This is a genomic window from Oceanimonas doudoroffii, assembly GCF_002242685.1.
In the GTDB taxonomy this organism is placed as follows: Bacteria; Pseudomonadota; Gammaproteobacteria; order Enterobacterales; family Aeromonadaceae; genus Oceanimonas; species Oceanimonas doudoroffii.
Map to the genome: position 1 here is coordinate 1,176,114 of NZ_NBIM01000001.1, position 25,215 is coordinate 1,201,328.

The following is a 25,215-nucleotide window of genomic DNA, read 5'->3' on the forward strand; positions in this document are numbered from 1 at the left end:
AGGAACGGAACGCTTCAGCCTCGCACCGCATACTGCCCGGCCGAGGCAAAGCGTGCCGCCATGGCGTCGAACTCCGCCTTCAGCGCGACATGAAAGCGCTGGCACAACCGTGACGTCAGGTGAAAACGCGGCAGAATAATGGCCACTTCAAACTCCACTTGAGGCGCAAACGGCCGCAGCACCACGGAGCAGTCATGGCGCTTGCCGTATTCCATGGCGGTAATGGGGTCGATCAGGGTATAGCCGACGCCAGCGTCGACCAGGCCCATGGCCGACGGAAACAGCTGGGTTTCGGCCACCACGTTGAGGGCCAGGTTGTGCCGGTGGGCCAGGCTGCGCAGCTGCATGGTGCTCTGATGGCCGTCCCCCAGGGTGATCAGGGGCAGCCCTTCCAGATCGTCAATGGTGATTTCCCGCCGGTCCGCCAGGGGTGAGCCCGCCGGCAGCGCGCACAACATGCGAAAACGGTAGGGCCAGATTTCCAGCTCGTTTTTGGCCTGGGGTTTTTCCACTATCCCCAGATCAAAGTGCCCCCCGGCCACCCACTCCTCCACCTTGCCCGACGGAAAGGTCTGCAGCGACAGCTTGACCCCGGGGTTATGGCCCATAAAGGTCGCCACCATGGCGGGCGCCAGGGTGGCCATGCCCGGCATGCAGCCAATCTGCAGCTTGCCGGTGCGGCCGTGCTTCAGATCTGATGCCAGCTCTTCCAGGTTGTTCAGGGCCTTGAGCGCACGCTCCACTCCCTCGGAAAAGGATTTGGCTTCTGCGGTCATCTCGGTGCCGTAATGATTGCGCCGAAACAGCATAAACCCCATGTCACTTTCGAGGTTGGCTATGGCGGTGCTCACGGCCGGCTGTGTCAGCCCCAGCCGGCGTGCCGCCTTGCTGATGCTGCCACTGCGGATCACCTCCTGAAAAATGTGCAGTTGTTTCGCATTGACCTTGGGGTTCATGGCAACTTTCTCCGCGTCCTTGTTCATGCCAATTGGGTACAAATTTAATTTATACATCCATCAAAAAGCATTATTTGATTTTATGGCTTCACGATTAACATAATCAGTACACTCTCGCAACAAACAACGGACGTAGGAGATTGTTATGCATTACCTGGACGTAGCAGGCCTGTTGGCCTACTTCATACTGCTGGGGTACATAGGTTACCGAAGTATCAAAAAGGTCAATTCCAGCGACGACTTTGCCGTGGCCGGCAACCGCATCATCTGGCCCGTGCTGTTTGCCACCCTGGCCGCCTCTTTTCTCGGTGGCGGCGCCTCCATGGGCCGGGCCGGTCAGGCCTTTGATCACGGCTATGCCTTTATGTTTGCCGCCAGCGCTTTTCCCATCGCCACCGTGCTAACCGGCATCTTCATCGCTCCCCGGCTGAAGCGCTATATCGGCGCCCAGACCGTGGGGGATATCATGGAATACCACTTCGGTCGCTACTCCCGGCTGATCACCGGTATCTTTTCACTGATTTTCTGCGTGGGTATTCTGGGGGCCCAGGCCCTGGCCGTGGGTACCGTGTTCAACGCCATTCTCGGTATCGATATCACCACCGGCATTTTGCTGGGCATGGGGGTGGTGTTGCTGTATTCCACCATCGGCGGCATGTGGGCGGTGATCCAGACCGACGTGGTGCAGTTTTTGATGCTGGCCATCTTTATGCCGGTAACCCTGCTGATTGGAGTGCATGAAGTTGGTGGTGCCGAAGCCCTGATCGCCCGCCTGCCCGACGGCCATTTCAGCATCATGGGCGATTACGGTCCGGGCATGTTCCTGAGCCTGTTTATCGCCTTTTTGCTGGGTGAGACCCTGGTGCCTCCCTATACCCAGCGGGCGCTGTCGGCCCCGGACTCCCGCCATGCCAAAATTGGCTATACCGTCTCCGGGCTGTTCGGCTTTTTGTTTTACTTCGTCAGCTCCACCATTGGCCTGGTTGCCTTTATTCTCTACCCGAACATCAGCCCGGATCTGGCCATGCCCGAGCTGATCCGTACCGCCCTGCCCCTGGGCATTACCGGCCTGGTGCTCGCCTCGCTGCTGGCGGTGGTGATGTCGACCGCCGATTCCTATCTCAACTCGGCCACGGTGATCTTTGTACGGGATATCTACCAGGGCTTTATCAACCCCGAGGTGGATGAACGGAAAAAGCTGTGGATTGAACGCCTGATGAACCTGCTGATCGGCGCCGGTGCCATCGTCTTTGCCCTTTATGCCACCTCCATTATCGACGCCCTGCTGCTCAGCTACTCACTGTGGGCCCCCACCATTCTGGTGCCCTTTGTGCTGGGTGTGCTGCTGGATCTGAAATGCAGCAAATCGGCCATCGGCGCCATTCTCGCCGGTGCCCTGGTCACCCTGGTGTGGAAATGGGGCCCCTGGCCTCTGGCCGACGTCACCGGACTCTCGGCGCTGGTGGCCGGCGTCTCCGCCAACCTGCTGACCTTCTTTATCATCTACCACATCTGCAAGTCCCGTCGGGGCAAGCTGCACACCGTCAACGACTGGGCAAGGAGCTGAGTTATGCACTGGTTTGAACTCGTTATATATGCCACATCCGCCATTTGCATTCTGACCGCCCTGGCGGTGGGGGTCATGTCTTACCGCTTTTACCAGGACAACTGACCGGCAGGGGGGGCACTCCCCCTGCCTCACCCAGACTCGTGAACCGGCCGGCACGCCCGGCCGGAACATTGTCTTCTTCGGTTCATTTGAGTGGTTGATTTACCATGCAACATATTATTGTGGCCGGCGCCGGCATTGTGGGGCTGGCCGTTTGCAACGCCCTGCTGGAGCAGGGCTGCCGGGTTACCCTGCTGGACGCCAACGCCCCCGGCTCCGGCACCTCTGCCGGCAATGCGGGGCTGATCGCCGACTATGCCACCACGCCGTTGTCCAACCCCGACAGCCTGCGCGCCATGCTGCGGGAGCTGACTCGCCGCCAGCCCGCGCTCTCGGTGGAGCCACGCTACCTGGCCGCCCTCGGCGGCTTTGGCCGGCGCTTTCTGCAGGCCATGGCCAGCGAGGCCTTTAACAACAACAAGCAAACCCTGGTGGACCTGGTTTCAAGGGGGGCGGCACTGCAAAAAGGACTGCTGGAGAGCCTGAACTCGCCCGGGCTGTACCAGCAAACCGGCTGCCTGCAGATATTTCGGGATTCGGCGATAACGGAGCAGCAACTGGGCGCCCTGGCCGACGCCAAGCGGCGGGATGGCGTGGCCTGCGAGGCGCTGGTGCCGAAGGCCGTACTGGCACTGGAGCCGGCGCTGAACGTGCGGGGCCTGACCGGCGGGCTCTGGTATTCCAACACCTGGTCATTGCGCGATCCGCAAGGTCTCTGTGTCCGGCTGTTTCGGCAGTTGCAGCGGCGGGGGCTGGAATATGTGCCGTCGCAGCTGGACCGGCTGACGCCGTACGAAGACAGGGTACAGGTGCTGGCCGGCGGCCAGACACTCGGTGCCGATGCCGTCGTGCTCTGTGCCGGACTGGGCAACCAGGCGCTGCTGGCCCCCCTTGGCGTAAATCTGCCCGTGGTCAGTGAGCGGGGTTATCACCTGATGCTGGACCGGCAACAGGTGACGCTGAACCGGCCCGTGGGCTGGCTTTCCCGTTACTTTTACGCCACTCCCATGGACCAGGGCATTCGCATCGCCGGCACCACCCAGTTTGCCCGGCCCGACGCCCCCGCCGCGCAGCGTCGCTACCGCCACATGCAGGAATGGGCCGCCAGCCTGTTTGGCCAGCCGGTGTCGGTGTCGTCACAGTGGATGGGGGTGCGCCACAGCACGCCGGACTCCCTGCCGATCATCGGCCAGCTGCCAGGGCATAAACGGATCACGCTGGCCTTTGGCCATGGCCACCTGGGCATGACCCTGGCCGCCATCACCGGTCGGCTGGTGGCCGACTGCGTGGCCGGCCGACAGACGGACAAGCTGCTTGCCAGCCTGTCCCCCGCACGCTTTATCTAAGGTGTGGCCGGGCTCAGCCCAGCAGGTAGAAGTAACAGGCCAGCACGGCAATGCAGGCCAGGTTCAGCACAAAACCGGCCTTCATCATCTGTCCCTGACGGATCAGGCCGCTGCCGAACACGATGGCATTGGGCGGTGTGGCCACCGGCAGCATAAAGGCACAGGAGGCCGCCACCGCAATCACCGACGCCACCATGACCGGGGTCAGCCCCAGGCTTTCGGCCACCGCCGCAAACACCGGCACCAACAGCGCGGCACTGGCGGTGTTGGAGGCCAGTTCGGTCAGGAACACCACAAAGGCGGTAACGGTCAGCAGGATCACAAAGGGGCTGGCGTTTTCCAGCAGATCCGCCAGCACGTTGGCCAGAAACAGGCTGGTGCCGGTGTCACGCAATACGCTGCTCAGGGTCAGGCCGCCACCAAACAGCAGCAGCACGCCCCAGTCGGTATGCTTGGAAATATGCTGCCATTCGGCCACCCGGCTCAGGCCAATCAGGGTGATGGCCAGCAGTGCCACCAGGGTATCGAAGCCCGCCAGTCCGCCCAGGGCGGCGGAAACGGGCGTGGAGAAAATCCACAGCGCCACCGTGACGGCAAAGATGGCCAGGGTGATTTTCCGCTTGCCGGTCCAGCTGACCGTTTCCTCGGGCAGTTCGATTCGCTGGCCGAGCTGCGGGCGGAACAACAGGTAAAGAATAACGATGGTCAGCGGCAGCAGCATCAGGGTAATGGGCAGGCCGAGCGCCATCCAGTCACTGAAGCTCAGGCCCACTTCGGCGGCGGCAATGGCATTGGGCGGGCTGCCCACCAGGGTGGCAATGCCGCCAATGCTGGCGCTGTAGGCAATGCCCAGCAGCACAAACACATAGGTGGCCCTGTGCTGCTGTTGATCCAGGCAGCTGAGCAGTCCCAGGGCCAGGGGCAGCATCATGGCAGCGGTGGCGGTGTTGCTGATCCACATCGACAAAAAGGCGGCGGTAAGAAACATCAACACCACCGCCAGGCTCAGGCGGCCGTTGGCCAGGCGCAGAATGCGGCTGGCGATCAGCTTGTCCAGCCCCTGGCTGTGCATAGCCGCGGCCAGGGCGAAGCCCCCCAGAAACAGAAAGATAATGGGGTTGGCAAAGTTGCCCAGCGCCGCCCCGGTGGACAATATGCCCATCACCGCCGCCAGCAGCGGCACCATCAGCGCGGTAATGGTGATGTGCACGGCCTCGGTCAGCCACAGCACGGCAATGAAGATCAGCAGGCTGAGGCCCTTGTTGACACCGGGCTCAAAGGGCAGAAACATCAGTAAAAGGACAAACAGGGCGATATCGGCCAGCAATATCCACCCCTTGATGCTCAGTTTATTATCTTGCTGAAGGGCGTCGTTAACCATACGTTTATCTGCTATGGGTTTCAAATAAGGCGCGGGAGCTTATCAGAAAGCCAAGCGGCAAGAATATACGACGATGCTCAAAACGTGATCCTGGCCACCGCTGTTCGCCGCCGCCAAGCGCGAAAAGGCCCGGACATGCCGGGCCTTGTTACAGCTATGTTTCGACCACGGTTCAGCAACTGCGGGCCAGGGTGCCGGCGGTAGCGCCCTGGGTCAGCTTGCTCACCGCCACATAGATGACGGACGAGGCCAGGCAGCCGTAGAGCGGGCCCTCCACCCAGCCCACATCGGTCAACAGCAGGAAGCTGCCGCTGGTGACAAAGCCGGTGACCATGGCGGCCAGGGCGCCGTAACCATTGCCCTGCCAGAAGGAGGAGATGAATACCGGACCTATCATCACCGCCAGCAGGGTGCCGGAGCCAAGAATACCCAGCCAGGACAGCATAAAGGGCGGCGCATACAGCATCATCAAAAAGCCGACAAAGCCCAGAATGGCCACCCAGATACGGTTGATCCACAGAATACGGGCGCCGGACGCGGTGCTGTGAGGGAACAGCGCGGTACGCAGGTCGTGGGAGGCGGCGCTCGACACCGTGTGCAACAGCGAGTTGGCGGTGGACTTCATGGCGAACAGAATAAACAGGGTGATGACGCCCGCCAGTGCCGGGTGCAGGAAGTTGGCCAGATAGACCGGCATGGCCTGATCCGCTTCCGCCAGCTCGGGGTGTGCCACCCGCACATACATGCCCACGATGGGCACCAGGCTCAGCAGGCAGCCCATGGGCGCCACCCAGATCGCCACCTGGTGCATCTTCACGGTCGGTTTAAAGGCCAGAAAGCGCACCGCCATATAAGGCAACACGGCAGTAAACAGGAAGGCATAGGGCAGCACCAGAAACACCGAGCCCTTGCTCTCGCCGTAAGGCGCCGAGGTGCTCGGGTTGAGCAGCGCCGGATCGATGGCATTGAGACGGTCAATCATCTCGCTCAGGCTAATGTCGGTAAAGATCTGCACCATCATCACTACGGCGCCGATGCCCATGCCCGCCACCATCAGGGTATCGGTCCAGGCCACCGCGGCCAGGCCACCGAGCATGGTGTAGAGAATGATCACCGAGATCATCAGCAAGGCGCTTTCGGTGAGCTCAATGCCCAGCCAGGAAGCGCCCAGCAGGCCCACCGCCTTGATCTGGCTGGTGAGAAACACCAGCAGCAGCACTATGGTAATGGTGGCCGCCACACCCTTGACCCAGCGCTCGAGCCGGTCGCCACCGCCATGCACCTGAGACACATACTCGGGAATGGTACAACTGCCCAGCTCTTCGGCGCGCCGGCGCAGAAAGTGGGCAAAATAGAGCACGGCGATCACCATGGCCGGGGCGAAAAAGAAATTGCCCAGCACTTCCACCGAGCCAAACTCGTAGGCCACACCGGGGGAGCCCATAAAGCCCCAGCCGCTGAAGCCGGTGGCCACTATGGTGCCGGCGCCCACAAAGGGCCCCAGGCTGCGGCCGGCCACCAGAAAGCCGGTTTCGTCGCTGTCTTTGACTACCCGGCTGGACAGGTAACCAATCAGGATCAGCACACCGAAGGAGCCCAGCAGCAGGGCCCAGTTCAACAATGAATAGTTTTCCATCACTCGTTCCCTTTGATCGTGGGGTCGGTTAACTCAGCGGTCGCTTTTGCCGGCATGCTGCCGGTAGACGTAAGCCAGGGTGGCCCATGCGAGAATGATGGCGTTCAGATAGGCAAACCATTCCATGGTCCAGGATTCAATCAACATGACTGCTACCTCTTTGAGCGGCTTCTTGCGAAGCGGGTTTAATGGCACTGATTCCACCGGCCGTGGCCGGCCTCACCAGAAGTAGACGGCAACAATTTTCCCTTCATTGCCGTGAAACAAGACAGGCTCACCGGACCGGCGAGCCTGCTCTTTATCAGCCCTTGATAATGTTGTGCTCAGGGCCGAAGGGGAAGCGGGTGATGTTTTCCACGCCGCTGTCGCTGATCACCAGAATGTCGTGCTCGCGGTAGCCACCGGCACCGGGCAGACCTTCTGGCAGCATGATCATCGGCTCCATCGACACCACATGACCCGGCTCCAGTACGGTTTCAATGTCTTCCCGCAGCTCCAGGCCCGCTTCACGGCCGTAGTAGTGGCTCAGGGTGCCGAAGGAGTGACCGTAGCCAAAGGTGCGATACTGCAGCACGTCGTGCTCGGCAAAGATCTCGTTGAGCTCGGCGGCGATGTCGCAGCAGCGGTTGCCGGCCTTGATCAGCTCCAGGCCACGGCGGTGCACCTTGCAGTTGATTTCCCACAGCTCCAGGTGGCGGTCGGATACGTGCTCGCTGAACAGGGTCCGCTCCAGCGCGGTGTAGTAGCCGCCAATCATCGGGAAGGTGTTCAGGCTGAGAATGTCGCCGGCCTCGATTTTGCGGCTGGTGACCGGGTTGTGGGCGCCGTCGGTGTTGATGCCGGACTGGAACCACACCCAAGTGTCCATCAGCTCGCCATGGGGAAAGGTGCGGGCAATTTCGCGCACCATGGCCTGAGTACCGGCCAGGGCCACTTCGTATTCCGGCACGCCCACGGCAATGGCGTCACGAATGGCGGCTCCGCCCACATCGGCCACGCGGGCCCCCTGCTTGATAAGCGCAATTTCTTCGGCGGACTTGATCATGCGCATCTTCATGGTGGGCACGCCGATGTCCACAAACTCGGCTTCCGGCAACGCGGCCTTGAGCTTGTCGAGGTTCTGCAGGCTCAGGTGGTCAAATTCCACCCCCACGCGGCGGGCGCCGCCAATCAGCTGCTGCACGCCCCGGAAAAAGTTGTCTTTCTGCCAGTCGGTATACACCAGGTTGTCGCCCAGGGCGTTACGGCGGTAAGGCTGGCCACCGTCGATGTTGGCGGTAATGGTGGTGTGAATGTCCTGGGTCACCGCCAGGCCATAATCCCGACCGAAACGGCAGTACACAAAATCACTGAAATAGTTGATGTTGTGATAGGAAGTGAACAGCACGGCGTCCACGTCGTTGGCGGCCATGTATTGGCGCAGCTTCTGCTGGCGGGAACGCATTTCCGCCTCGGAAAACATGCCGCGAACTTTTTCACCGTTGGGAATGGTCAGGGTGTTGGGCATCTGCATGGTAAGGCTCCTTCCTTCTAGCTTGGTAACAGGGTTGTTAACTGCGCCCCATGAATGGCTGATTAGCGCATGTCCCTGATGCTAGAGGCTGGCCGCCCATAACAGAAATGAATACTTTAAATCACCGCATTTGGATTGTTAATGCAATGTAACCACACTGGCGCAATTACCACCTCGCTAGGCCCCGTAAATTGTCTGATTACAGCCCTAGTGAGTGGAGAGGCATTCCAAATAAAAAGTGATACTCTGTTTTTTATTCATTAAACAGAATATCACCGGGAGCATATTAAAATTTAAACGCATTAAAAATCACAACAATCACTCACTTTTAAGAAGCTCACTATTATTTATCGCACGAAGAATACCATTTTCATCAACGCTAAGGTTTACTTCAGGATCTGGATTATTTACTGCTTTCTCTAGCTCCTTTATGTAGCTATCTCTATTAAGCAACCGCTTAATCATATTGACAATCATGATCAATATAACGATGGAGAAAGGAAATGCACCAACAATGGTTCCTGTTTGTACAGTATCCACAACGCCACTCCCCCCTAGTGTTAGCAGAACCGTGGCTACCGCGGCAATACTTATAACCAGAGCAACTCTAAACCACGCTCCCGAGCTCTTCGGTGCGGAAACAAACTCTGCGAGCGCATAAGTTCCTGCATCTAACGATGTAACGTAGTAGGTTGCAACCAAGACTGTTGCTACAACCAGAAGTAAGCTTCCCACAACAGGGATCGACTCCAGCATGGCAAACAGCCCACTAGATACATTTTCACCTACGGCAGCCGATATGCTGCGACCGGTCTGATCATCGTAGTAAATGGCAGCAGAGCCCAATATCCCTATCCAAAGCATCACAATCAAGGATGGAACAATAGTAACTCCCACCACAAACTCTCGAAGCGTACGACCACGGGAGATACGAGCGATGAACCCGGCAACAAAGGGAGAAAAAGCAATGACCCAGCACCAGATAAATACCGTCCACCAGCCATTCCAGCTTTGCTGCCATGAATTTAGTGGTTCCGCACTATTGGGTGCATCTGTCCAAAAACTCATCGGAATGAAATGACTAAAATACGAGCCAAAGGTTTGTGTTACATTAGACAGAATAAAGAGAGTCGGACCAAATATGAAGGCTGCAGCAACAAGCACTATGCTCAGAACTGAATTTGCTTCACTAATCAACTTCATCCCTTTCCCGATACCAAAAAAGGCTGATATAGCAGCAGCGGAACCTAATGCGACAATAACCAAAAACCAAATGGTCGCCCCACCATTGATTGAGGTAAATGAGCCTAGGCCGGAAGTAAACTGCATTGCAGCAAAAGCAAAAGACGTTGCCAACCCGAACACCGTAGCCATAATTGCCAACAGCTCGACAAGCACACCAATAGACCCTTGTAGCCATTGCGGCAACATATCTACCGTCGCTTCACGAAATGTCAAGGTTTTACCTAAATTATGATGCGAGTACGCTAGGCACACTGCAACTATGCAATACATGGCCCATGCGGTAAATCCCCAATGAAAGTACGTCCAAACGATTCCTCCAGCTGCGACATCACCTTCCACCGCCCGCACAACAGGGCTATCATCGCGTAACATAATTGGCTCAGCGACTGACCAGAATATCAGTCCAACCCCTTGCCCACAGGCAAACAACATTGAGTACCAGGCAAAGTTACTGTACTCGGGTTTAGCCGCAGGCCCTCCCAGGCGAACTTGTTTTCCTACCTTACTGAAGGCTAGCCAGCCACATACAGCTACAGCGAAGACCGAGTATAAAATGAATAGCCAGGTAAACCCTCCTGTTACATATGTCCTCAGTTCGAAAATAATGCCTGCAACACCTTCAGGGTTTCTCAACACCATCACAATTAGAGCAATGATAACGACAGGAGGTGTCAGTTGAATCAACATTCGACTAACCGCCGGCAGGTCAGCTCCCATAACCCTTGGAACGGTTAGATCCTGGTTTATAGATGGGCAATCGCCCGGGTGATTGTTTGTTGATTTATGATTCGCCATTTAACACCCCTCCTTGTTTATATTACTGTCAACCAAATCCCTTGACATCGGCTTCTTAGATGAAAGAGAGCCTGACTGAATCACTAAAACCCAGAGTTCAGATCAAGCTCATAATTTAAATTATTCTGTTTTACATTTTAATCAGAAGCTGGCATTTCGTGGTGTACGCGGAAACGGAATTGCCTCTCTAACATTACCCAGTCCCGTAACATAAGCCACCATTCGCTCCAGGCCCAGTCCAAACCCCGCATGCGGCACGGTGCCATATCGTCTGAGCTCGCGGTACCAGTCATAATCCTCTTGATTCATTCCCAGCTCATCCATTCTTGCATCCAGCACATCCAGTCTGTGCTCGCGCTGGGAACCCCCAATTATCTCTCCAATTCCCGGTGCCAGCACATCCATTGCGGCCACCGTTTTACCATCGTCATTAAGCTTCATGTAGAAAGACTTAATATCCTTGGGATAGTTCTTGACGATAACAGGGGCTTTAAAATGTTGTTCTGTTAAGTAACGCTCATGCTCGGAGGATAAATCAGCTCCCCAGAACACCGGAAATTCGAAATCACGCTCAGCTTGTTCCAGGATGGCTACTGCCTCGGTATAGTCAATATGAACAAAACTCATGGTGGCAAGCTGATCAAGCCGCGAAAATAAATCCTCACCAGAATATTCGGAAAGAAACCTCAGGTCGTCTGCACGTTCAGCCAGTACAGCGCGACAAATCGCTTTAAGCAGGGTTTCCGCAAGCTCCGCACTTTCATTCAAATCGGAAAAAGCAACTTCTGGCTCTACCATCCAGAACTCGGCCAAATGGCGGCTGGTATTTGAATTTTCAGCTCTGAAAGTCGGACCAAAGGTATACACCTTACTCAGAGCACAAGCATAGGCCTCGGCATTCAGCTGGCCGGATACCGTAAGAAAAGTTTCTTTGCCAAAAAAATCCTTCTCGAAGTCGACCTTACCATGTTCATCTCGCGCCGGATCCTGAAAATCCAGAGTTGACACCCGGAACATCTGCCCTGCCCCTTCACAATCAGACGCTGTAATAATGGGCGATGCGACCCAGAGGAAGCCTTGCTCATTAAAATATCGATGAATGGCCTGAGAAATACAGTTTCTTATTCTGGCCACACTCCCAATAACATTGGTTCTGGGCCTCAAGTGGGCATGCTCTCGCAAGTATTCAAGGCTATGTCGTTTCGGCGACATGGGGTAGCTGTCAGGGTCATCCACCCAGCCGACCACAAGCACCTCTTCCGCTCTCAGTTCAAGGCTCTGCTGCTTTCCCAATGATTTAACAAGTTCACCCTTGACCATCAAGGAGCAGCCTGTGGTCAGTTTCAGCACTTCTTCCTGATAATTTTCCAGATTATCCGGCACCACCACCTGCAAACTGTCAAAGCAGGATCCATCATAAAGATTAATAAAAGACACCCCGGACTTGGAATCCCTTCTTGTTCTGACCCATCCTTTTACAGTAACCAGGTCACCTCTTTTATGTTTTGCTTGGATATTAAATATAGAAGAGTGCATAGCATTACCTTACAGCGACAAAAGTAAGCCTTCTCGGGAAGGCTTACCTCGAGTCATTTTAACGTTTAAATATCAGCAAAACCGTTCGGTTACCGATCCATAAATACCGTCAACACAAACATCGAACAGCAGCTTTCCATATTCTTCGCTGGCATTCCTGGCCGATGACAAGGTTCCCGAGGATGGCACCCAGCTCGGCTCCGAGGGGAAAATATCGTAGGGAGGGAAGGTCGCCGGATGGTGATGCACCACCTTGTCCATGTCGACGCAGTCCGGATGCAGGTGCAACATCAGCGAGGTTTCCAGTACGCCGCCATGCTCCACGTCCCAGCCGGTAAAGCCATCGGGGAAGACGGTTGTGATGGTCTCCTGGGTAACGTAATCCCAGTAAGACAGCAGCATCACCTGGGCCTGAATACCCTCATGACGCAGGTGCTCCAGGGCCAGATCGATGCCCTCCACCAGGAACATGGAGTTTTCGAAGTGGCCGTTTACCAACACGAACTTTCTGTTGCCATGGCGGGCATAGGCCACCAGCACATCCTTCACCACATCGATCAGGGTCTTGCCATTAATGCAGGTGGTGCCCGGAAAGAAGTTGCCACCACCGGACTTCACCTGGGATTTGTAGCCGTAGGCAATGGCGGGGGCTACCAGGATAGAATCCGACTTTTTCGCCACCCCTTCAGAGATCGCCGTGGGGATCAACACATCCGGGTTCATCGACATATGTGGGCCATGTTGCTCTATGGCGCCGACGGGCAACATGATAACGGTGTTGCCATCCTCAACCTTTTTGGCATAGCTCTGCCAATCCATCTGTTCCAGATTAACCATTTAATTTACCTCTTTGGAGTCAGCACTAGCGGTGCGGTATGCTTTGGTCGCGCCCATTCTTTGATGTTCGGCCCTGACGCCGATATACAGGGACCAACACATCAGCAACATGATCAGGGAAAACGGCAGGGCTGCGGCGATAGAAGCGGTTTGCAGCGAACTCAGGGCCGCGTCGCCGCCTACAACCAGCAGAACGGCGGCTACCACCCCCTGCATGATGCCCCACATCACCCGGTGGCGATTAAGGGGATGTTCATTACCCTCGCTCATGATGGTGGTCAGCACCAAAGTTCCGGAGTCGGACGAAGTAATGAAGTAGGTGGCTACCAATAAGGTACCGACAATCATCGCCATGGTGGATAGATAACCCAAGTCCATGCTTTTAAAGGTGGCATAGAGTGCCTTCGCTACATCGTTGCTTACCACGGCGGCAATACCGGCGTCGTTAAACAGGTCCTGATAAAGCGCAGTACCACCATAGGCTGCCAGCCAGACAAAGGACAACAGGGAAGAAACACCGACCACGCCCAGAACAAATTCTCGAATAGTACGGCCGCGGGATACACGAGCGACAAACACCCCTACAAACGGTGCCCAGGACATCCACCAGCCCCAGTAGAATACGGTCCACCAGCCTTGCCACATGCTCTTCCAGCTGGCGTCGGCATCAGTCGGCGCGGATTCAATGTAGATGTTGAAGTTAACCAGTTGAGCTGCGTAGTCAAAGGTCACACCGAAAAGCGTCTTCAGAATGTAGAGGGTAGGGCCAAAGGCAAAGAAGAACACCAGCAGCAGTACCGTCAGCCACATATTACCAATGGACAGGTATTTCACCCCCCGCTTCAGACCGGTCAGTACGGAAATCAACGCACAAACGGTAATAACAGAGATCAGTACCAGCTGGACATTCTCGCTTTGCGGTATGCCCCATATTTCCGACAGCCCGGCGTTGATTTGCTGAGCCCCCATGCCCAGCGAGGTGGCGATGCCAAACAGGGTCGCAAATACCGCGATCACATCGATGAGCACGCCCCAGCGGCCCGTAACCCTGTCACCAAACAGCGGATAAAGGGTATAGCGGATACTGAGAGGCTTTTTCAGTCGATAACAGACAAAGGCCAGCGACAAGCCGACTACGCAGTAGATGGCCCAGGCATTCAGTCCCCAGTGGAAGAAGGAAATCGCCATGGCGGATTCGGCTGCAGCCTGATCACCAACGGCAGGAGAAAATGGAGAACCACTGGAAAAGTGGAACATGGGTTCGGCAATGGACCAGAAGATGATACCAATGCCCTGCCCGGCTGCGTATACCATAGCGAACCAGGCGAAGTAACCGAACTCCGGTTTTTCGTGATCGTCGCCGAGCTTGATTTTTCCGTATTTACTGAAGGCAATGCCGATACAGAAAACCAGAAACAAACCCGCCAGAATGACGTACCAGGCATTGGCGGAAATTGTGATGACCGTTCTGACGGCATCGACCAGGAAAGCCGATTCAGCAGGATAAACCAGGGCAAAACCGACCAGCCCCACTGTGATCAGCAGGGAGATAAACATGATATGTGGATTGATGCCTTTTAACAGGCCTTGATTGAGAACCATAACGTTCAACTCCTTGGAACTGCCTTCATCGGCTGTTCTCAGTAACCTCAATATACTGTCAGGCGTCTTTCACCCTCAGGTACATCTCGTTATCGAAACTGTGACACTGTCCATGCATCACAGGTACCGCTTAAACGTAAAAGGCCCGCCCTCGCGGGCAGGCCTGCTTTCATCAGCCCTTGATAATATTGTGCTCAGGGCCGAAGGGGAAGCGGGTGATGTTTTCCACTCCGCTTTCGCTGATCACCAGAATGTCGTGCTCGCGGTAACCACCGGCGCCGGGCAGGCCTTCCGGCAGCATGATCATCGGCTCCATCGACACCACGTGACCCGGCTCCAGTACGGTGTCGATGTCTTCGCGCAGCTCCAGGCCGGCTTCACGACCGTAGTAGTGGCTCAGGGTACCGAAGGAGTGGCCGTAGCCAAAGGTGCGGTACTGCAGCACGTCGTGCTCGGCAAAGATTTCGTTGAGTTCGGCAGCGATGTCGCTGCAGCGGTTACCGGCCTTGATCAGCTCCAGACCGCGGCGGTGTACCTTGCAGTTGATTTCCCACAGCTCCAGGTGACGGTCGGACACGTGCTCGCTGAACAGGGTCCGCTCCAGGGCAGTGTAGTAACCACCGATCATCGGGAAGGTGTTCAGGCTGAGAATGTCGCCGGCTTCAATCTTGCGGCTGGTCACCGGGTTGTGGGCGCCGTCGGTGTTGATACCGGACTGGAACCATACCCAGGTGTCCATCAGCTCGCCATGGGGGAAGGTGCGGGCAATTTCACGTACCATGGCCTGAGTACCTGCCAGGGCCACTTCATACTCGGGCACACCCACGCCAATGGCGTCACGAATGGCGGCGCCGCCCACATCGGCCACACGGGCACCCTGCTTGATAAGGGCAATTTCCTCGGCAGACTTGATCATGCGCATCTTCATGGTGGGCACGCCAATGTCGACGAACTCGGCTTCCGGCATGGCGGCCTTCAGCTTGTCGAGGTTCTGCAGGCTCAGGTGGTCAAATTCCACACCCACGCGGCGGGCGCCGCCAATCAGCTGCTGTACACCACGGAAGAAGTTGTCCTTCTGCCAGTCGGTGTAAACCAGGTTGTCGCCCAGGGCGTTGCGGCGGTAAGGCTGGCCACCGTCGATGTTGGCAGTGATGGTGGTGTGAATGTCCTGAGTTACCGCCAGACCATAGTCCCGACCGAAACGGCAGTACACAAAGTCACTGAAGTAGTTGATGTTGTGATAAGAAGTGAACAGCACGGCGTCCACGTCGTTGGCGGCCATGTACTGGCGCAGCTTCTGCTGGCGGGAACGCATTTCCGCCTCGGAAAACATGCCGCGAACTTTTTCACCGTTGGGAATGGTCAGGGTGTTGGGCATCTGCATGGTAAGGCTCCTTCCTTATATTCGGTAACAGGGTTGTTAACTGCGCCCCATGTAATGGCTGAGTTAGCGCATGTCCCTGATGCTAGAGCCTGCCCGTCCATAACAGAAATGAATACTTCAAATCAGCCCATTTAGCTTGTTAATACCTTGTTATGCATATTAGCAAAAGCGCCAGCTCATCGTGCCTGAAAGCAGATAAGCATCACAAAGTTTTAACCAATTGGTCCACTTTGTAACCATCTGTGGACACAATTTGCCACTCGCCCACCCCCTTACTCCCCTGTAGGCGGGCAACCCATCAATGAAAAAAATGTTTGCCCAGCACCAAACCCCATACCAGCACCGCCAGCAGCAGGGTCAGCAGCACCGCCGCCGAGGCGGTATCCTTGGCCCGTCCCGCCAGCTCGTGATGCTCGGGGCCGATCCTGTCCACCACCGCTTCAATGGCGGAATTGAGCAGCTCTACCACCAGCACCATGCCCAGGCTCACCACCAGCCACAGGGTTTCGCTTAAACCCAGATCCAGCCAGAAGGCAAAAGGCACCAGCACCAGCGCCAGCCACACTTCCTGACGAAACGCCGCCTCGTGTTGGTAAGCACTGGCCAGCCCCTGGCGGGAATAGCCCAGGGCCGCCAGCACCCGTTGCAGTCCGGTTTTGCCCGGTTTCATCTGGTTTATCCCTCCAGTTCTCGGCTTTGCAGCTCGGCCTCGGCAGGACCGATACGCAACACACTGCCCTGAGTGTACCAGTCTCCCAGCACCAGGCGTTGTGCGGGCTGGCCGTCTAGCGCAAATTCATGAATGGCCGGCCTGTGGGTGTGTCCGTGCACCAGCCGTTGCACGCCGGCATTGCGCAGTTGTCGCTCTACCTCTCCCTGATTCACATCCATGATGGTCAGGCTCTTTTCCTGCTTGGAGCGCGCGCTTCGGCCACGAATGCCTTCGGCAATGCCCATCCGTTTTTTCAATGGCAGGCGCAGAAACAGCCATTGCAGCCAGCCGAGTCGAGTAATGCGGCGAAAGCGCTGATAGCCGGCGTCGTCGGTGCACAGGGAGTCGCCGTGCATAATAAGCGTTGGCGTGCCATACAGGTCAATCACCTGATGTTCGGGCAGCAGGGTCATGCCCGCCTCGGCGGCAAAACGCCGGCCAATCATGAAATCCCGATTGCCGTGAATGTAATACACCGGCGTGCCGCCCTGGCTGCAGGCCCGGAATGCCGCCGCCACTTGCCGGTTAAGCACACTCGGCTCATCGTCCCCAATCCAGAACTCGAACAGGTCGCCCAGCACATAAAGGGCGTCGGCATGGGGCGCTTCATCACGCATAAAGGCAAGAAAGGCATGAGTAATATCGGGCCGGCCGGGACTCAGGTGCAGATCGGCAATAAACAGGGTATGGGGCATGAATGAAAATCCGGGATTCAAAGACAACAATGCCCGCCGAGGCGGGCATTGCAACAAACGGCGCAGCAGCTTATTCGCTGACGGTGACGCCGGTGATCAGCACGTCGTCTACCGGTACGTCCTGATGCATGTAACCGCGAGTGCCGGTGGCCACAGCCTTGATCTTGTTGACCACGTCCATGCCTTCGCTCACTTCACCGAACACGCAGTAGCCGTAGCCCTGGGTGGTAGCAGACTTGAAGTTGAGGAAGTCGTTGTCGTTGACGTTGATAAAGAACTGGGCGGTGGCCGAGTGCGGCTCCATGGTACGGGCCATGGCAATGGCGCCCACCTTGTTGGTCAGGCCGTTGTCGGCTTCGTTCTTGATGGCGGCACGGGTTTCCTTTTCTTCAAAGCCGGGACCGTAGCCGCCGCCCTGAATCATGAAACCGTCAATCACCCGGTGGAACAGGGTGTTGTCGTAGTGGCCGTCGCGGCAGTATTGCAGAAAGTTGGCAACGGTTTCCGGCGCCTTGTCGGCAAACAGCTGAAGGGTAATGTCGCCGTAGGTAGTGTGCAGTGTAACCATGTTCGTTCATTCCGTAGTGAGTTCAGGTGCCGAGTTTAGCGCAAGCGGCGGCGATAGCGAACCCCCGCGCCGCCGGGCTTGCACAGAGTGGCCATAAACGGTTCAATAAGCGCTATCTTGATATACCACTCACCACCACCAAGACACGGAAACATGCTGAAAATATACAATTCCCTGACCCGTCAAAAAGAAGAATTCAAACCCCTGGTGCCCGGCAAGGTCGGCATGTATGTGTGTGGTGTGACCATTTACGATCTCTGTCATATCGGCCACGGCCGCACCTTTGTGGCCTTTGACGTGGTCACCCGTTACCTGCGCTACGCCGGTTACGATCTGACCTTTGTGCGCAATGTTACCGATATTGATGACAAAATCATCAAGCGCGCCGCCGAAAACGGCGAAGACTGGCAGGCCCTGACCGAGCGCCTGACCGGGGAAATGTACCGGGACTTTGATGCCCTCAACATTGCCCGCCCCGATATCGAGCCCAAGGCCACCGACCACATTGTCGAAATCATTAATATGGTCGACACCCTGATCAAAGACGGCCACGCCTATGTGGCCGACAACGGCGATGTGCTGTTTGAGGTCAACAGCTTTGCCGACTACGGCAAGCTCTCGGGCCAGAACCTGGAGCAGCTGCAAGCGGGCGCCCGGGTGGAAGTGGAGCAGGCCAAGCGCAACCCCCTCGACTTTGTGCTGTGGAAGCAGTCCAAGCCCGGTGAGCCGAGCTGGGAATCTCCCTGGGGGCCGGGCCGCCCGGGCTGGCACATCGAGTGCTCGGCCATGAACGGCAAGCACCTGGGCAAACACTTCGACATTCACGGCGGCGGCTCGGATCTGCAGTTTCCCCACCATGAAAACGAAATCGCCCAGAGCTGCTGCGCCAACCACAGCCCCTACGTGAACACCTGGATGCACTCGGGCATGGTGATGGTGGATCAGGAGAAAATGTCCAAATCGCTGGGTAACTTCTTTACCATTCGTGACGTGCTGGGCCATTACGACGGCGAGACCATTCGTTACTTCCTGCTGTCGGGCCACTATCGCAGTCAGCTGAACTACTCGGACGAAAACCTGAAACAGGCGCGCACCGCCCTGGAGCGGCTTTACACCGCGTTGCGGGATCTGCCCGAGGTTCACGCCGCCGGTGGCGACGACTTTGTCACCCGCTTTACTGCCGCCATGGACGACGACTTCAACACCCCCGAGGCCTACTCGGTGCTGTTTGATCTGGCCCGGGAAATCAACCGCCAGAAGGGCAAGGACGACACCGCCGCCGCCGGCCTGGCCGGCCGCCTGCGCGAGCTGGCGGGCGTGCTGGGCCTGCTGGAGCAGGAGCCCGAGGCCTTTTTGCGCGGCAATGCCGGTGCCGACGATGAGGTCGCCGAGATTGAGCGCCTGATCCAGGCCCGCCTCGATGCCCGCAAGGCCAAGGACTGGGCCGCCGCCGACGCCGCCCGCGACAGCCTTACCGCCATGGGCATTGTGCTGGAAGACGGACCCGAAGGTACCCGCTGGCGCCGTAAATAAGGCAAAACGGTTGAAATTTGCGCCAAGGGCACCAATATGGTGCCCTTGATGTTTATATACCGACGGTTATTGACTGGAATGACCGTGGCCGATGTGCAGTTTACAGGAGCCTGAATATGCAAACTCTGACCCTTACCGCCCTCACCTTGTCCCTTGCCCTGCTGGCCGGCTGCGAGCCGCAAGGCCCCGCCGCCGACGTGGAAGACCATATTGATGAAGTGGTGCAAGCCGGCTTCAACACCGAGCCTTCTCCCAACCTGCCCGCCGAGGCCCGCCCCGAGCCCGAGGTGATCGAGCAGCAGAAAAAGCAGCACCAGCAAGTGGTGGAGCAGGCCTCGCAGGAAGCGGAAAACAGGCTGGCCGACATTCTCGAGGCCACACAGCCGGCCGGCTGACGACAAAGCGGATGAACAATTACCACTTCAGGACAGACTTCGTCATATACGATGCACCCAAGACACTGCTCGTTGCGTCAACCGGCTTCGCAAAAACGGGCTAACCATTGATTAGAAAGGATTTTTCTTATTCGACCAATCTGAAAGAATATTGTCATGGCTGTTGCATATGCTCCATTTGGGCTATTACTGTTTATGTCGTCACCAAAAAGCGGAATATCCCGCAACCCCGCTTGATAAAACAGGGAGAACCTATGAACAAGTCACTGCTGAATATTCTGTTGTTTACCTCCGTCACCACCTTTGGCCTGGCAGCCTGTGACAACAAGGGCCCGGCGGAGCAGGCCGGCGAGAACATGGATAACGCCGTGGAGCAGGTACAGGAGCAGGCCGAGCAAACCATGGACGAGACTCAGGAAGCCCTGGGTATGGAAGAAGAAGGCACCATGGAGCAACTGGGCGAGTCCATTGATGAAACCATGGACGAAGCCGCCCAGGCCGCCAGTGAACAGGCCGATGCCGCCGGTGAAGCCCTGAGCGATGCCGCTCAGGCCGTTGAAGAAAAAACCGACGCCATGGCCGAAGCCATGGACGAGGCCGCCGCCGAGGCCGAACGCAAGGTCAGCGAAGTGGTGGAAGAAAGCCAGCAATAAGCGCCACAAGGCAAACGTAAAAGGGGGAGCCATGCTCCCCCTTTTTGCGTCCAGTGTCCGCGTCTCACGCCTTCGGCTCACATTGCCTGCCCATATGCTCCCCCCGCCCTTCGGCATGCACCGCCCGGAACACAACAAAAACCAAACAGATATTTTACACAAATAAAAACTTATGGTTTATTGTGTATCACATCACTACCTACCCCCACATCGGGTTTAAGTGGTGATGGCTACGAATGAGCGATACTGGCAACTTTTTTTGCCATATAAGCGGCAAGGATGCCGAGAAGTTCTTATGGAAAAGAAACTCAATCACTCCAAAACAAACTGTAATGGTGTGTCACTTTTACGTTCTTTCTGTAATCAACTCTCTCACTCCCTGCCGTTACCCCGTCCGCCCTTGCCACTGAAGGCAGAGGGGCCGGTGAGCTCACGCAAAAACGTCAGGATAAACATGCATACCAAAGGACTTGATTGCCCATGAAGCACCCTTGCAATACCTCCCGAACTTTCGCCCTGTCCGTGGCCGCCCTGCTGGTTTCCGGCACCACCCAGGCCGTTGATTTTCAGCTCAACGGCACCCAGGCCAGCCTTTATGGCTATGCCAAGCTGGACATCATTCACGATCTGGATGCAGATCTGGGCAACTTCGTGGATCGCAACAAGATTCGGCTCGACGGAGAGAAAGGCCCCGATGGACACACCAACCTGCACGCCTTTCAGAGCCGACTGGGGATTAGCACCCTCACCCCCACCCCACGAGGCGACCTCATGGTCAATGTTGAGGGGGACTTTTACGGCAGCGGCGGCGGCAACCTGCGCCTGCGCCACGCCTACGGTGAGTGGAATGGCATCACAGCGGGCCAGACCTGGAGCAATTTTGGCGGTAACATCGCCATGTACCCCACCATTGATTTCGCCCCCTGGCCGGGCATGGCCAATGCAAGCCGGCAGGCACAGCTGCGCTACACCCAGGGCGACTTTTCCGTTGCCCTTGAAGATCCCGGAAACCTGGGCAGAGAGGTCTCCGTCAGCGCCCCCGATGAAAGCAAGAACGGCCTGCCGGATCTTACCCTGCGCTACCAGAGTCAGTCCGGCGCCTTTGCCTACGGCGCATCGGCGGTGCTGCGCCAGCTCGAATATTACCGGGATAGCACAGACAACGATGAAACCGCCTTTGGCTGGGGCCTGAGCCTGGAGGCCCGCTACCAGCTGGGCGACGTCACCCTGCGCGGCGCCCTTACCCACGGCGACGGCATCGGCGGTTATCTGGAAGGAAGCCCTTCCCGCCCCGGCTATATCAACCCCGTCACTGGCGAGCTGGAAACCATCGAGGCCAGCGGCGCCACGGCCGGCATCACCGTCAAGGCCGGCCCCGGCGCAGCCACCCTGGGCTATGGCATTGCCCGCTCAGATATCGACGATGCGGTACGGGCCGGCGCCCTGGGCGGCGACAGCACCGAGCAATTCGAGGCCATTCACCTCAACTATATCTGGTCGCCCATCGGCGCCATCAGTTACGGGGTTGAAATCGGCCACCACATCCGTGAAGTGCAGGATGGCCGTGAAGGCGACGCCACCCGCCTGCAGGGCATGGTGATGTACCGCTTTTAAACCCGCTCGTTTTTCCGTTCCCTGTGGATGTACCCCCTTTCAGTGCCGGCCCCTGCCCGGCACTTTTTTATTTTCCTGTCACCTTGATACAGGAATGTTAATCGCCGGTTAACAAAGTCAAACAAAACGCTTCACTTTTTTAATTTCAATGGTGTAATGTGTATCTTGTTTTGCAGTCAATGTTTCGCCAATGCGAAGGGGAAAGATATGAAACGTATATGGATATCGTTGTTCGCCGCCGCCGGTCTGTACCATGGCCAGGCCACCGCCGCCACCACCATGCGGGTTGCGACCTGGCTTTCACCCAGCAGTGAAATGAATATCACCGTGCTGCCCACCTGGGGAAAATGGATAGAGGAAGCCACCGAGGGCCGGGTTAAACTCAAGCTGGAGCACGATCTGGGGGCCCCACAGAGCATGATTGATTTGGTTCAAGATGGAGCTATTGATGCATCATGGACGTATCATGGTTACTTCCCCGGCCGTTTCAAGCTTACCAGTATCGCCGAACTGCCCAACCTGGGGGCCGGGGCCGAGGCCGCCTCGGTGGCACATTGGCGTATCCATGAAAAATACCTGAGTCAGGCGAACGAGCACGGTGAGGTTGTGGTTGCCGGCCTGTTCACTCATGGTCCAGGAGAGATCCATACTCGCGAGCCCTTGGCCGGACTCGCCGACCTGCACGGCAAAAAAATTCGTATCGGCGGTGGCGTACAAAGCAGTATTGGCCAGCAACTGGGTATCACCGGCGTGGCCGCACCTACCACCAAAGTCTACGAAATGCTCACACAAGGGGTGGTGGACGGCGTGTTCAACCCCATGAATACCAAACGGAGCATGCGCTTCAAGGAAGTGGCTCCCTACACCCTGAAAATGCCCCACGGCCTGTATTTGGGCAGCTTTGGCATCTTTATCGGGGAAGACTTCTTCGATCGCATTTCCGCCGAAGACCGTGACGCCATCATGGCGGTATCTGGTGAAAAGCTTTCGGCCATGGCCGCCCGAGCCTGGGTTCAGGCCGACAAGGAAGCCGAGCAGGATGCGCTGGAGTACGGCAATACCATCACCCCGGCCAGCAAGCAGGATGTGCAGCTGTTTGCCGAGCTAACCCAAAGCATTGAGCAAAACTGGCTTGAGGACGTCGCCGACCGTAAGGTGGATGCCGGGCAGGCGCTGGCCGAATTCCGCCAGATTGCCCGTGACTATCAAACCCAGATGGATAACCAGGGATAACCGCCATGATTGCCCATGTTTCCCGGCTCTGGTGCAACAGCGCAGCCGCCCTAAAGCGGCTGCTTAACCTCACCGCCGGACTGATGCTGTTGCTGATGATGTTGCTTACCGCCGTCGATGTGGTGGGTCGCTACCTGTTCAACCGGCCTCTGATCGGCGGCGCCGAGCTGATTGAGATCATGCTCGCTGCCTCCATCTTTCTGATCCTGCCCACCATCACCTGGCACAACGAGCATGTGGCGGTGGATTTGCTGGACCCCCGCTTTCCCCGCTGGCTGCGGGCCTTGCGGGACCGGCTATGCCACCTGTTTATGGCGGTGGGTTGTGGCTATATGGCGATGACAGTATGGAAGTTGGCCGAGCGCGCCGCCCGCTACAACTCGGTCAGTGAATACCTGTCAATTCCCAGCGCCTGGGCCATGTTCCTGATCGGCGTCTGCCTGTGGCTGACCGCCATTACCTTTGCGGTAATGACCCTGCTCGGTGATGCCAATGCCCTGCCCGCTACTCACAGCCACCCCCTAGAGGAGGCAACCGCGTTATGATGGAATCCCTGCTGGGCTTCGGCATTTTGCTGGGGCTTATTTTTCTGCGCGTGCCCATCGCCTTTGCCATGGCCGCCGTGGGCGTGGTGGGCTATGCGGCCCTGATGGACTTCAACTTCACCGGCGCCCTGTCGATCAGTGCCCGGCGTCTGCTGGACACCGCCCAGGACTATGGCCTGAGCGTGATCCCGCTGTTTATCCTGATGGGCAACCTGATCAGCCGTTCAGGCCTGTCCGCCGAGCTGTTCCAGGCTTCTCATGCGCTGGTGGGGCATCGCAAAGGTGGTATGGCCATGGCCGCCATTACCGCCTGCGGCGGTTTCTCCGCCATCTGCGGCTCCAGCCTGGCCACCGCCGCCACCATGTCGCGGGTGGCCATCCCCCCCATGCGCAGATACGGCTACGCCGACAGCCTGGCGTCCGCCGCCATCGCCGCCGGTGGCACCCTGGGCATTCTTATTCCGCCGAGCGTGGCGCTGATCATCTACGGCATCCTTACCGAGCAGAGTATTCGTGACCTGTTTGCCGCCGGCTTTATTCCCGGCGTGCTGGGCGTGCTGCTCTATTTGGCCGCGGTACGCTGGGTGGTATGGCGCAACCCCAAGGCCGGCCCTCCCGGTAACACCATGAGCCGGGCCGAAAAATGGCAGGCGTTGAAGGGGGTGAGTGGCATTTTGGGCCTGTTTACCCTGGTAATGGGCGGCATTTATCTGGGTGTGTTCACGCCCACCGAGGCTGCCGGCATCGGTGCCGCCGGCTCCCTGTTTATTGCCGTCAAGCGCCGTTGCCTGAGCCTGGCGGATCTGAAGGACGTGCTGATTGAAACCGCCCGCACCTCGGCCATGCTGTTCCTGGTGGTGATAGGCGCGCTTATCTTCTCCAACTTCATCAACCGGGCCGGCCTGCCCGACCATTTGGTGGAGCTAATCACCGGCTTTTCGGTGTCACCCATGATGGTGCTGCTGATGATCATCGCCATCTATCTGGTGCTGGGCGCCGTGTTCGAAAGCATGTCCATGATGCTGCTCACCGTGCCGGTATTCTTTCCGGTGATCCACAGTCTGGGGATGGACCCGATCTGGTTCGGCATCATCGTGGTGGTGGCCACCGAGATTAGTCTGATCACACCGCCGGTGGGCATGAATGTTTTCGTGCTGACGGGCATGGTCAAGGATCTCAACAGCGCCACCGTGTTCCGCGGTGTTACCCCCTTCTGGTGCGCCGACATCGTGCGCCTGGCCCTGCTGATCATGCTGCCGGCCCTGACCCTCTGGCTGCCGGAACTGCTTTACCGCTAACTCCTTTTCGGCCGGTCTGTCATGACCGGCCGGTTTCAGCAAACCTTCTATTTATTCATTACGTCATCT

Annotated in this window: 21 protein-coding genes; 9 read left to right on the top strand and 12 right to left on the bottom strand. The window is 57.3% G+C overall.

Annotated features, from left to right (window positions below; translation table 11 throughout):
* Nucleotides 1-14: 14 nt before the first annotated feature.
* Complete coding sequence (locus B6S08_RS05410) at nucleotides 15-956, bottom strand: LysR family transcriptional regulator (RefSeq protein WP_169716364.1); 942 nt, start codon at nucleotides 954-956, stop codon at nucleotides 15-17.
* A gap of 145 nt (nucleotides 957-1,101) precedes the next feature.
* Here B6S08_RS05410 and B6S08_RS05415 point away from each other — a divergent pair, with 145 nt between their 5' ends.
* Nucleotides 1,102-2,523, top strand: a complete 1,422-nt coding sequence (locus B6S08_RS05415; RefSeq protein WP_094199719.1) for a sodium:solute symporter family protein — start codon at nucleotides 1,102-1,104, stop codon at nucleotides 2,521-2,523.
* A gap of 209 nt (nucleotides 2,524-2,732) precedes the next feature.
* Nucleotides 2,733-3,971 (top strand): NAD(P)/FAD-dependent oxidoreductase, encoded by a 1,239-nt coding sequence (locus tag B6S08_RS05420; protein WP_094199720.1) that lies wholly within the window; start codon nucleotides 2,733-2,735, stop codon nucleotides 3,969-3,971.
* Nucleotides 3,972-3,984: 13 nt separating this feature from the next.
* On the opposite strand, the gene B6S08_RS05425 is transcribed toward B6S08_RS05420, so the two are convergent.
* The 11 genes from B6S08_RS05425 to B6S08_RS05475 all read right to left on the bottom strand — a co-directional run bounded on the left by B6S08_RS05425 (nucleotide 3,985) and on the right by B6S08_RS05475 (nucleotide 17,875).
* Nucleotides 3,985-5,352, bottom strand: coding sequence for a DASS family sodium-coupled anion symporter (locus B6S08_RS05425; protein ID WP_094199721.1), 1,368 nt, complete (start codon nucleotides 5,350-5,352; stop codon nucleotides 3,985-3,987).
* A gap of 172 nt (nucleotides 5,353-5,524) precedes the next feature.
* Entirely contained in the window at nucleotides 5,525-6,988 is a 1,464-nt protein-coding gene (locus B6S08_RS05430) for a sodium:solute symporter family protein (RefSeq protein WP_094199722.1), read from the bottom strand.
* Between the two features lie 301 nt (nucleotides 6,989-7,289).
* Entirely contained in the window at nucleotides 7,290-8,501 is a 1,212-nt protein-coding gene (locus B6S08_RS05435) for a M24 family metallopeptidase (RefSeq protein WP_094199723.1), read from the bottom strand.
* Between the two features lie 318 nt (nucleotides 8,502-8,819).
* A complete protein-coding gene (locus tag B6S08_RS05440; protein WP_094199724.1) occupies nucleotides 8,820-10,541 on the bottom strand; it encodes a BCCT family transporter in 1,722 nt (573 codons plus the stop codon).
* A 141-nt stretch (nucleotides 10,542-10,682) separates the two neighbouring features.
* Nucleotides 10,683-12,077 carry an asparagine--tRNA ligase gene (gene asnS, locus B6S08_RS05445; protein WP_094199725.1) on the bottom strand — a complete coding sequence of 465 codons (1,395 nt, stop codon included), beginning with the start codon at nucleotides 12,075-12,077 and terminating at the stop codon, nucleotides 10,683-10,685.
* 72 nt (nucleotides 12,078-12,149) lie between these two features.
* Nucleotides 12,150-12,914 carry a creatininase gene (locus B6S08_RS05450; RefSeq protein WP_094199726.1) on the bottom strand — a complete coding sequence of 255 codons (765 nt, stop codon included), beginning with the start codon at nucleotides 12,912-12,914 and terminating at the stop codon, nucleotides 12,150-12,152.
* On the bottom strand, nucleotides 12,915-14,516 hold the full coding sequence (locus B6S08_RS05455) for a BCCT family transporter (protein WP_094199727.1): 1,602 nt from the start codon (nucleotides 14,514-14,516) through the stop codon (nucleotides 12,915-12,917). It abuts the gene before it with no gap.
* A 172-nt stretch (nucleotides 14,517-14,688) separates the two neighbouring features.
* Nucleotides 14,689-15,900: a M24 family metallopeptidase gene (locus B6S08_RS05460; RefSeq protein WP_094199728.1), complete on the bottom strand. Its 1,212-nt coding sequence runs from the start codon at nucleotides 15,898-15,900 to the stop codon at nucleotides 14,689-14,691.
* Between the two features lie 298 nt (nucleotides 15,901-16,198).
* Entirely contained in the window at nucleotides 16,199-16,570 is a 372-nt protein-coding gene (locus tag B6S08_RS05465) for a diacylglycerol kinase (protein WP_094199729.1), read from the bottom strand.
* Between the two features lie 5 nt (nucleotides 16,571-16,575).
* Nucleotides 16,576-17,307 (bottom strand): UDP-2,3-diacylglucosamine diphosphatase, encoded by a 732-nt coding sequence (gene lpxH / locus B6S08_RS05470; protein WP_094199730.1) that lies wholly within the window; start codon nucleotides 17,305-17,307, stop codon nucleotides 16,576-16,578.
* Between the two features lie 70 nt (nucleotides 17,308-17,377).
* Nucleotides 17,378-17,875 carry a peptidylprolyl isomerase gene (locus B6S08_RS05475; protein WP_094199731.1) on the bottom strand — a complete coding sequence of 166 codons (498 nt, stop codon included), beginning with the start codon at nucleotides 17,873-17,875 and terminating at the stop codon, nucleotides 17,378-17,380.
* Nucleotides 17,876-18,028: 153 nt separating this feature from the next.
* Between B6S08_RS05475 and cysS the strand changes: the two genes are divergently transcribed.
* From cysS to B6S08_RS05510, 7 genes are all read left to right on the top strand, one after another.
* On the top strand, nucleotides 18,029-19,408 hold the full coding sequence (gene cysS, locus B6S08_RS05480; protein WP_094199732.1) for a cysteine--tRNA ligase: 1,380 nt from the start codon (nucleotides 18,029-18,031) through the stop codon (nucleotides 19,406-19,408).
* A gap of 116 nt (nucleotides 19,409-19,524) precedes the next feature.
* Nucleotides 19,525-19,803 carry a hypothetical protein gene (locus B6S08_RS05485; RefSeq protein WP_094199733.1) on the top strand — a complete coding sequence of 93 codons (279 nt, stop codon included), beginning with the start codon at nucleotides 19,525-19,527 and terminating at the stop codon, nucleotides 19,801-19,803.
* Nucleotides 19,804-20,057: 254 nt separating this feature from the next.
* Nucleotides 20,058-20,456, top strand: coding sequence for a hypothetical protein (locus tag B6S08_RS05490; protein ID WP_094199734.1), 399 nt, complete (start codon nucleotides 20,058-20,060; stop codon nucleotides 20,454-20,456).
* Nucleotides 20,457-20,936: 480 nt separating this feature from the next.
* Nucleotides 20,937-22,070: a DcaP family trimeric outer membrane transporter gene (locus B6S08_RS05495; protein WP_094199735.1), complete on the top strand. Its 1,134-nt coding sequence runs from the start codon at nucleotides 20,937-20,939 to the stop codon at nucleotides 22,068-22,070.
* A gap of 207 nt (nucleotides 22,071-22,277) precedes the next feature.
* The gene (locus B6S08_RS05500) at nucleotides 22,278-23,303 is read left to right on the top strand and encodes a TRAP transporter substrate-binding protein (RefSeq protein ID WP_211284157.1); all 1,026 of its coding nucleotides are present in this window, start codon (nucleotides 22,278-22,280) and stop codon (nucleotides 23,301-23,303) included.
* Nucleotides 23,304-23,308: 5 nt separating this feature from the next.
* Nucleotides 23,309-23,848, top strand: coding sequence for a TRAP transporter small permease (locus B6S08_RS05505; protein WP_094199736.1), 540 nt, complete (start codon nucleotides 23,309-23,311; stop codon nucleotides 23,846-23,848).
* Nucleotides 23,845-25,146 (top strand): TRAP transporter large permease, encoded by a 1,302-nt coding sequence (locus B6S08_RS05510; RefSeq protein WP_094199737.1) that lies wholly within the window; start codon nucleotides 23,845-23,847, stop codon nucleotides 25,144-25,146. The genes B6S08_RS05505 and B6S08_RS05510 overlap by 4 nt, the downstream gene beginning before the upstream one ends.
* Nucleotides 25,147-25,215: the final 69 nt, after the last annotated feature.

Excerpts from the sequence above, each read along its gene's own strand:
- asnS (WP_094199725.1), bottom strand. The coding sequence starts at position 12,077 with ATGCACTCTTCTATATTTAATATCCAAGCAAAACATAAAAGAGGTGAC.
- B6S08_RS05410 (WP_169716364.1), bottom strand. The coding sequence starts at position 956 with ATGAACCCCAAGGTCAATGCGAAACAACTGCACATTTTTCAGGAGGTG.
- B6S08_RS05450 (WP_094199726.1), bottom strand. The coding sequence starts at position 12,914 with ATGGTTAATCTGGAACAGATGGATTGGCAGAGCTATGCCAAAAAGGTT.
- B6S08_RS05460 (WP_094199728.1), bottom strand. The coding sequence starts at position 15,900 with ATGCAGATGCCCAACACCCTGACCATTCCCAACGGTGAAAAAGTTCGC.
- lpxH (WP_094199730.1), bottom strand. The coding sequence starts at position 17,307 with ATGCCCCATACCCTGTTTATTGCCGATCTGCACCTGAGTCCCGGCCGG.
- cysS (WP_094199732.1), top strand. The coding sequence starts at position 18,029 with ATGCTGAAAATATACAATTCCCTGACCCGTCAAAAAGAAGAATTCAAA.
- B6S08_RS05510 (WP_094199737.1), top strand. The coding sequence starts at position 23,845 with ATGATGGAATCCCTGCTGGGCTTCGGCATTTTGCTGGGGCTTATTTTT.
- B6S08_RS05440 (WP_094199724.1), bottom strand. The coding sequence starts at position 10,541 with ATGGCGAATCATAAATCAACAAACAATCACCCGGGCGATTGCCCATCT.
- B6S08_RS05420 (WP_094199720.1), top strand. The coding sequence starts at position 2,733 with ATGCAACATATTATTGTGGCCGGCGCCGGCATTGTGGGGCTGGCCGTT.
- B6S08_RS05455 (WP_094199727.1), bottom strand. The coding sequence starts at position 14,516 with ATGGTTCTCAATCAAGGCCTGTTAAAAGGCATCAATCCACATATCATG.
- B6S08_RS05500 (WP_211284157.1), top strand. The coding sequence starts at position 22,278 with ATGAAACGTATATGGATATCGTTGTTCGCCGCCGCCGGTCTGTACCAT.
- B6S08_RS05435 (WP_094199723.1), bottom strand. The coding sequence starts at position 8,501 with ATGCAGATGCCCAACACCCTGACCATTCCCAACGGTGAAAAAGTTCGC.
- B6S08_RS05425 (WP_094199721.1), bottom strand. The coding sequence starts at position 5,352 with ATGGTTAACGACGCCCTTCAGCAAGATAATAAACTGAGCATCAAGGGG.
- B6S08_RS05465 (WP_094199729.1), bottom strand. The coding sequence starts at position 16,570 with ATGAAACCGGGCAAAACCGGACTGCAACGGGTGCTGGCGGCCCTGGGC.
- B6S08_RS05430 (WP_094199722.1), bottom strand. The coding sequence starts at position 6,988 with ATGGAAAACTATTCATTGTTGAACTGGGCCCTGCTGCTGGGCTCCTTC.
- B6S08_RS05475 (WP_094199731.1), bottom strand. The coding sequence starts at position 17,875 with ATGGTTACACTGCACACTACCTACGGCGACATTACCCTTCAGCTGTTT.
- B6S08_RS05505 (WP_094199736.1), top strand. The coding sequence starts at position 23,309 with ATGATTGCCCATGTTTCCCGGCTCTGGTGCAACAGCGCAGCCGCCCTA.
- B6S08_RS05490 (WP_094199734.1), top strand. The coding sequence starts at position 20,058 with ATGAACAAGTCACTGCTGAATATTCTGTTGTTTACCTCCGTCACCACC.
- B6S08_RS05485 (WP_094199733.1), top strand. The coding sequence starts at position 19,525 with ATGCAAACTCTGACCCTTACCGCCCTCACCTTGTCCCTTGCCCTGCTG.
- B6S08_RS05495 (WP_094199735.1), top strand. The coding sequence starts at position 20,937 with ATGAAGCACCCTTGCAATACCTCCCGAACTTTCGCCCTGTCCGTGGCC.
- B6S08_RS05415 (WP_094199719.1), top strand. The coding sequence starts at position 1,102 with ATGCATTACCTGGACGTAGCAGGCCTGTTGGCCTACTTCATACTGCTG.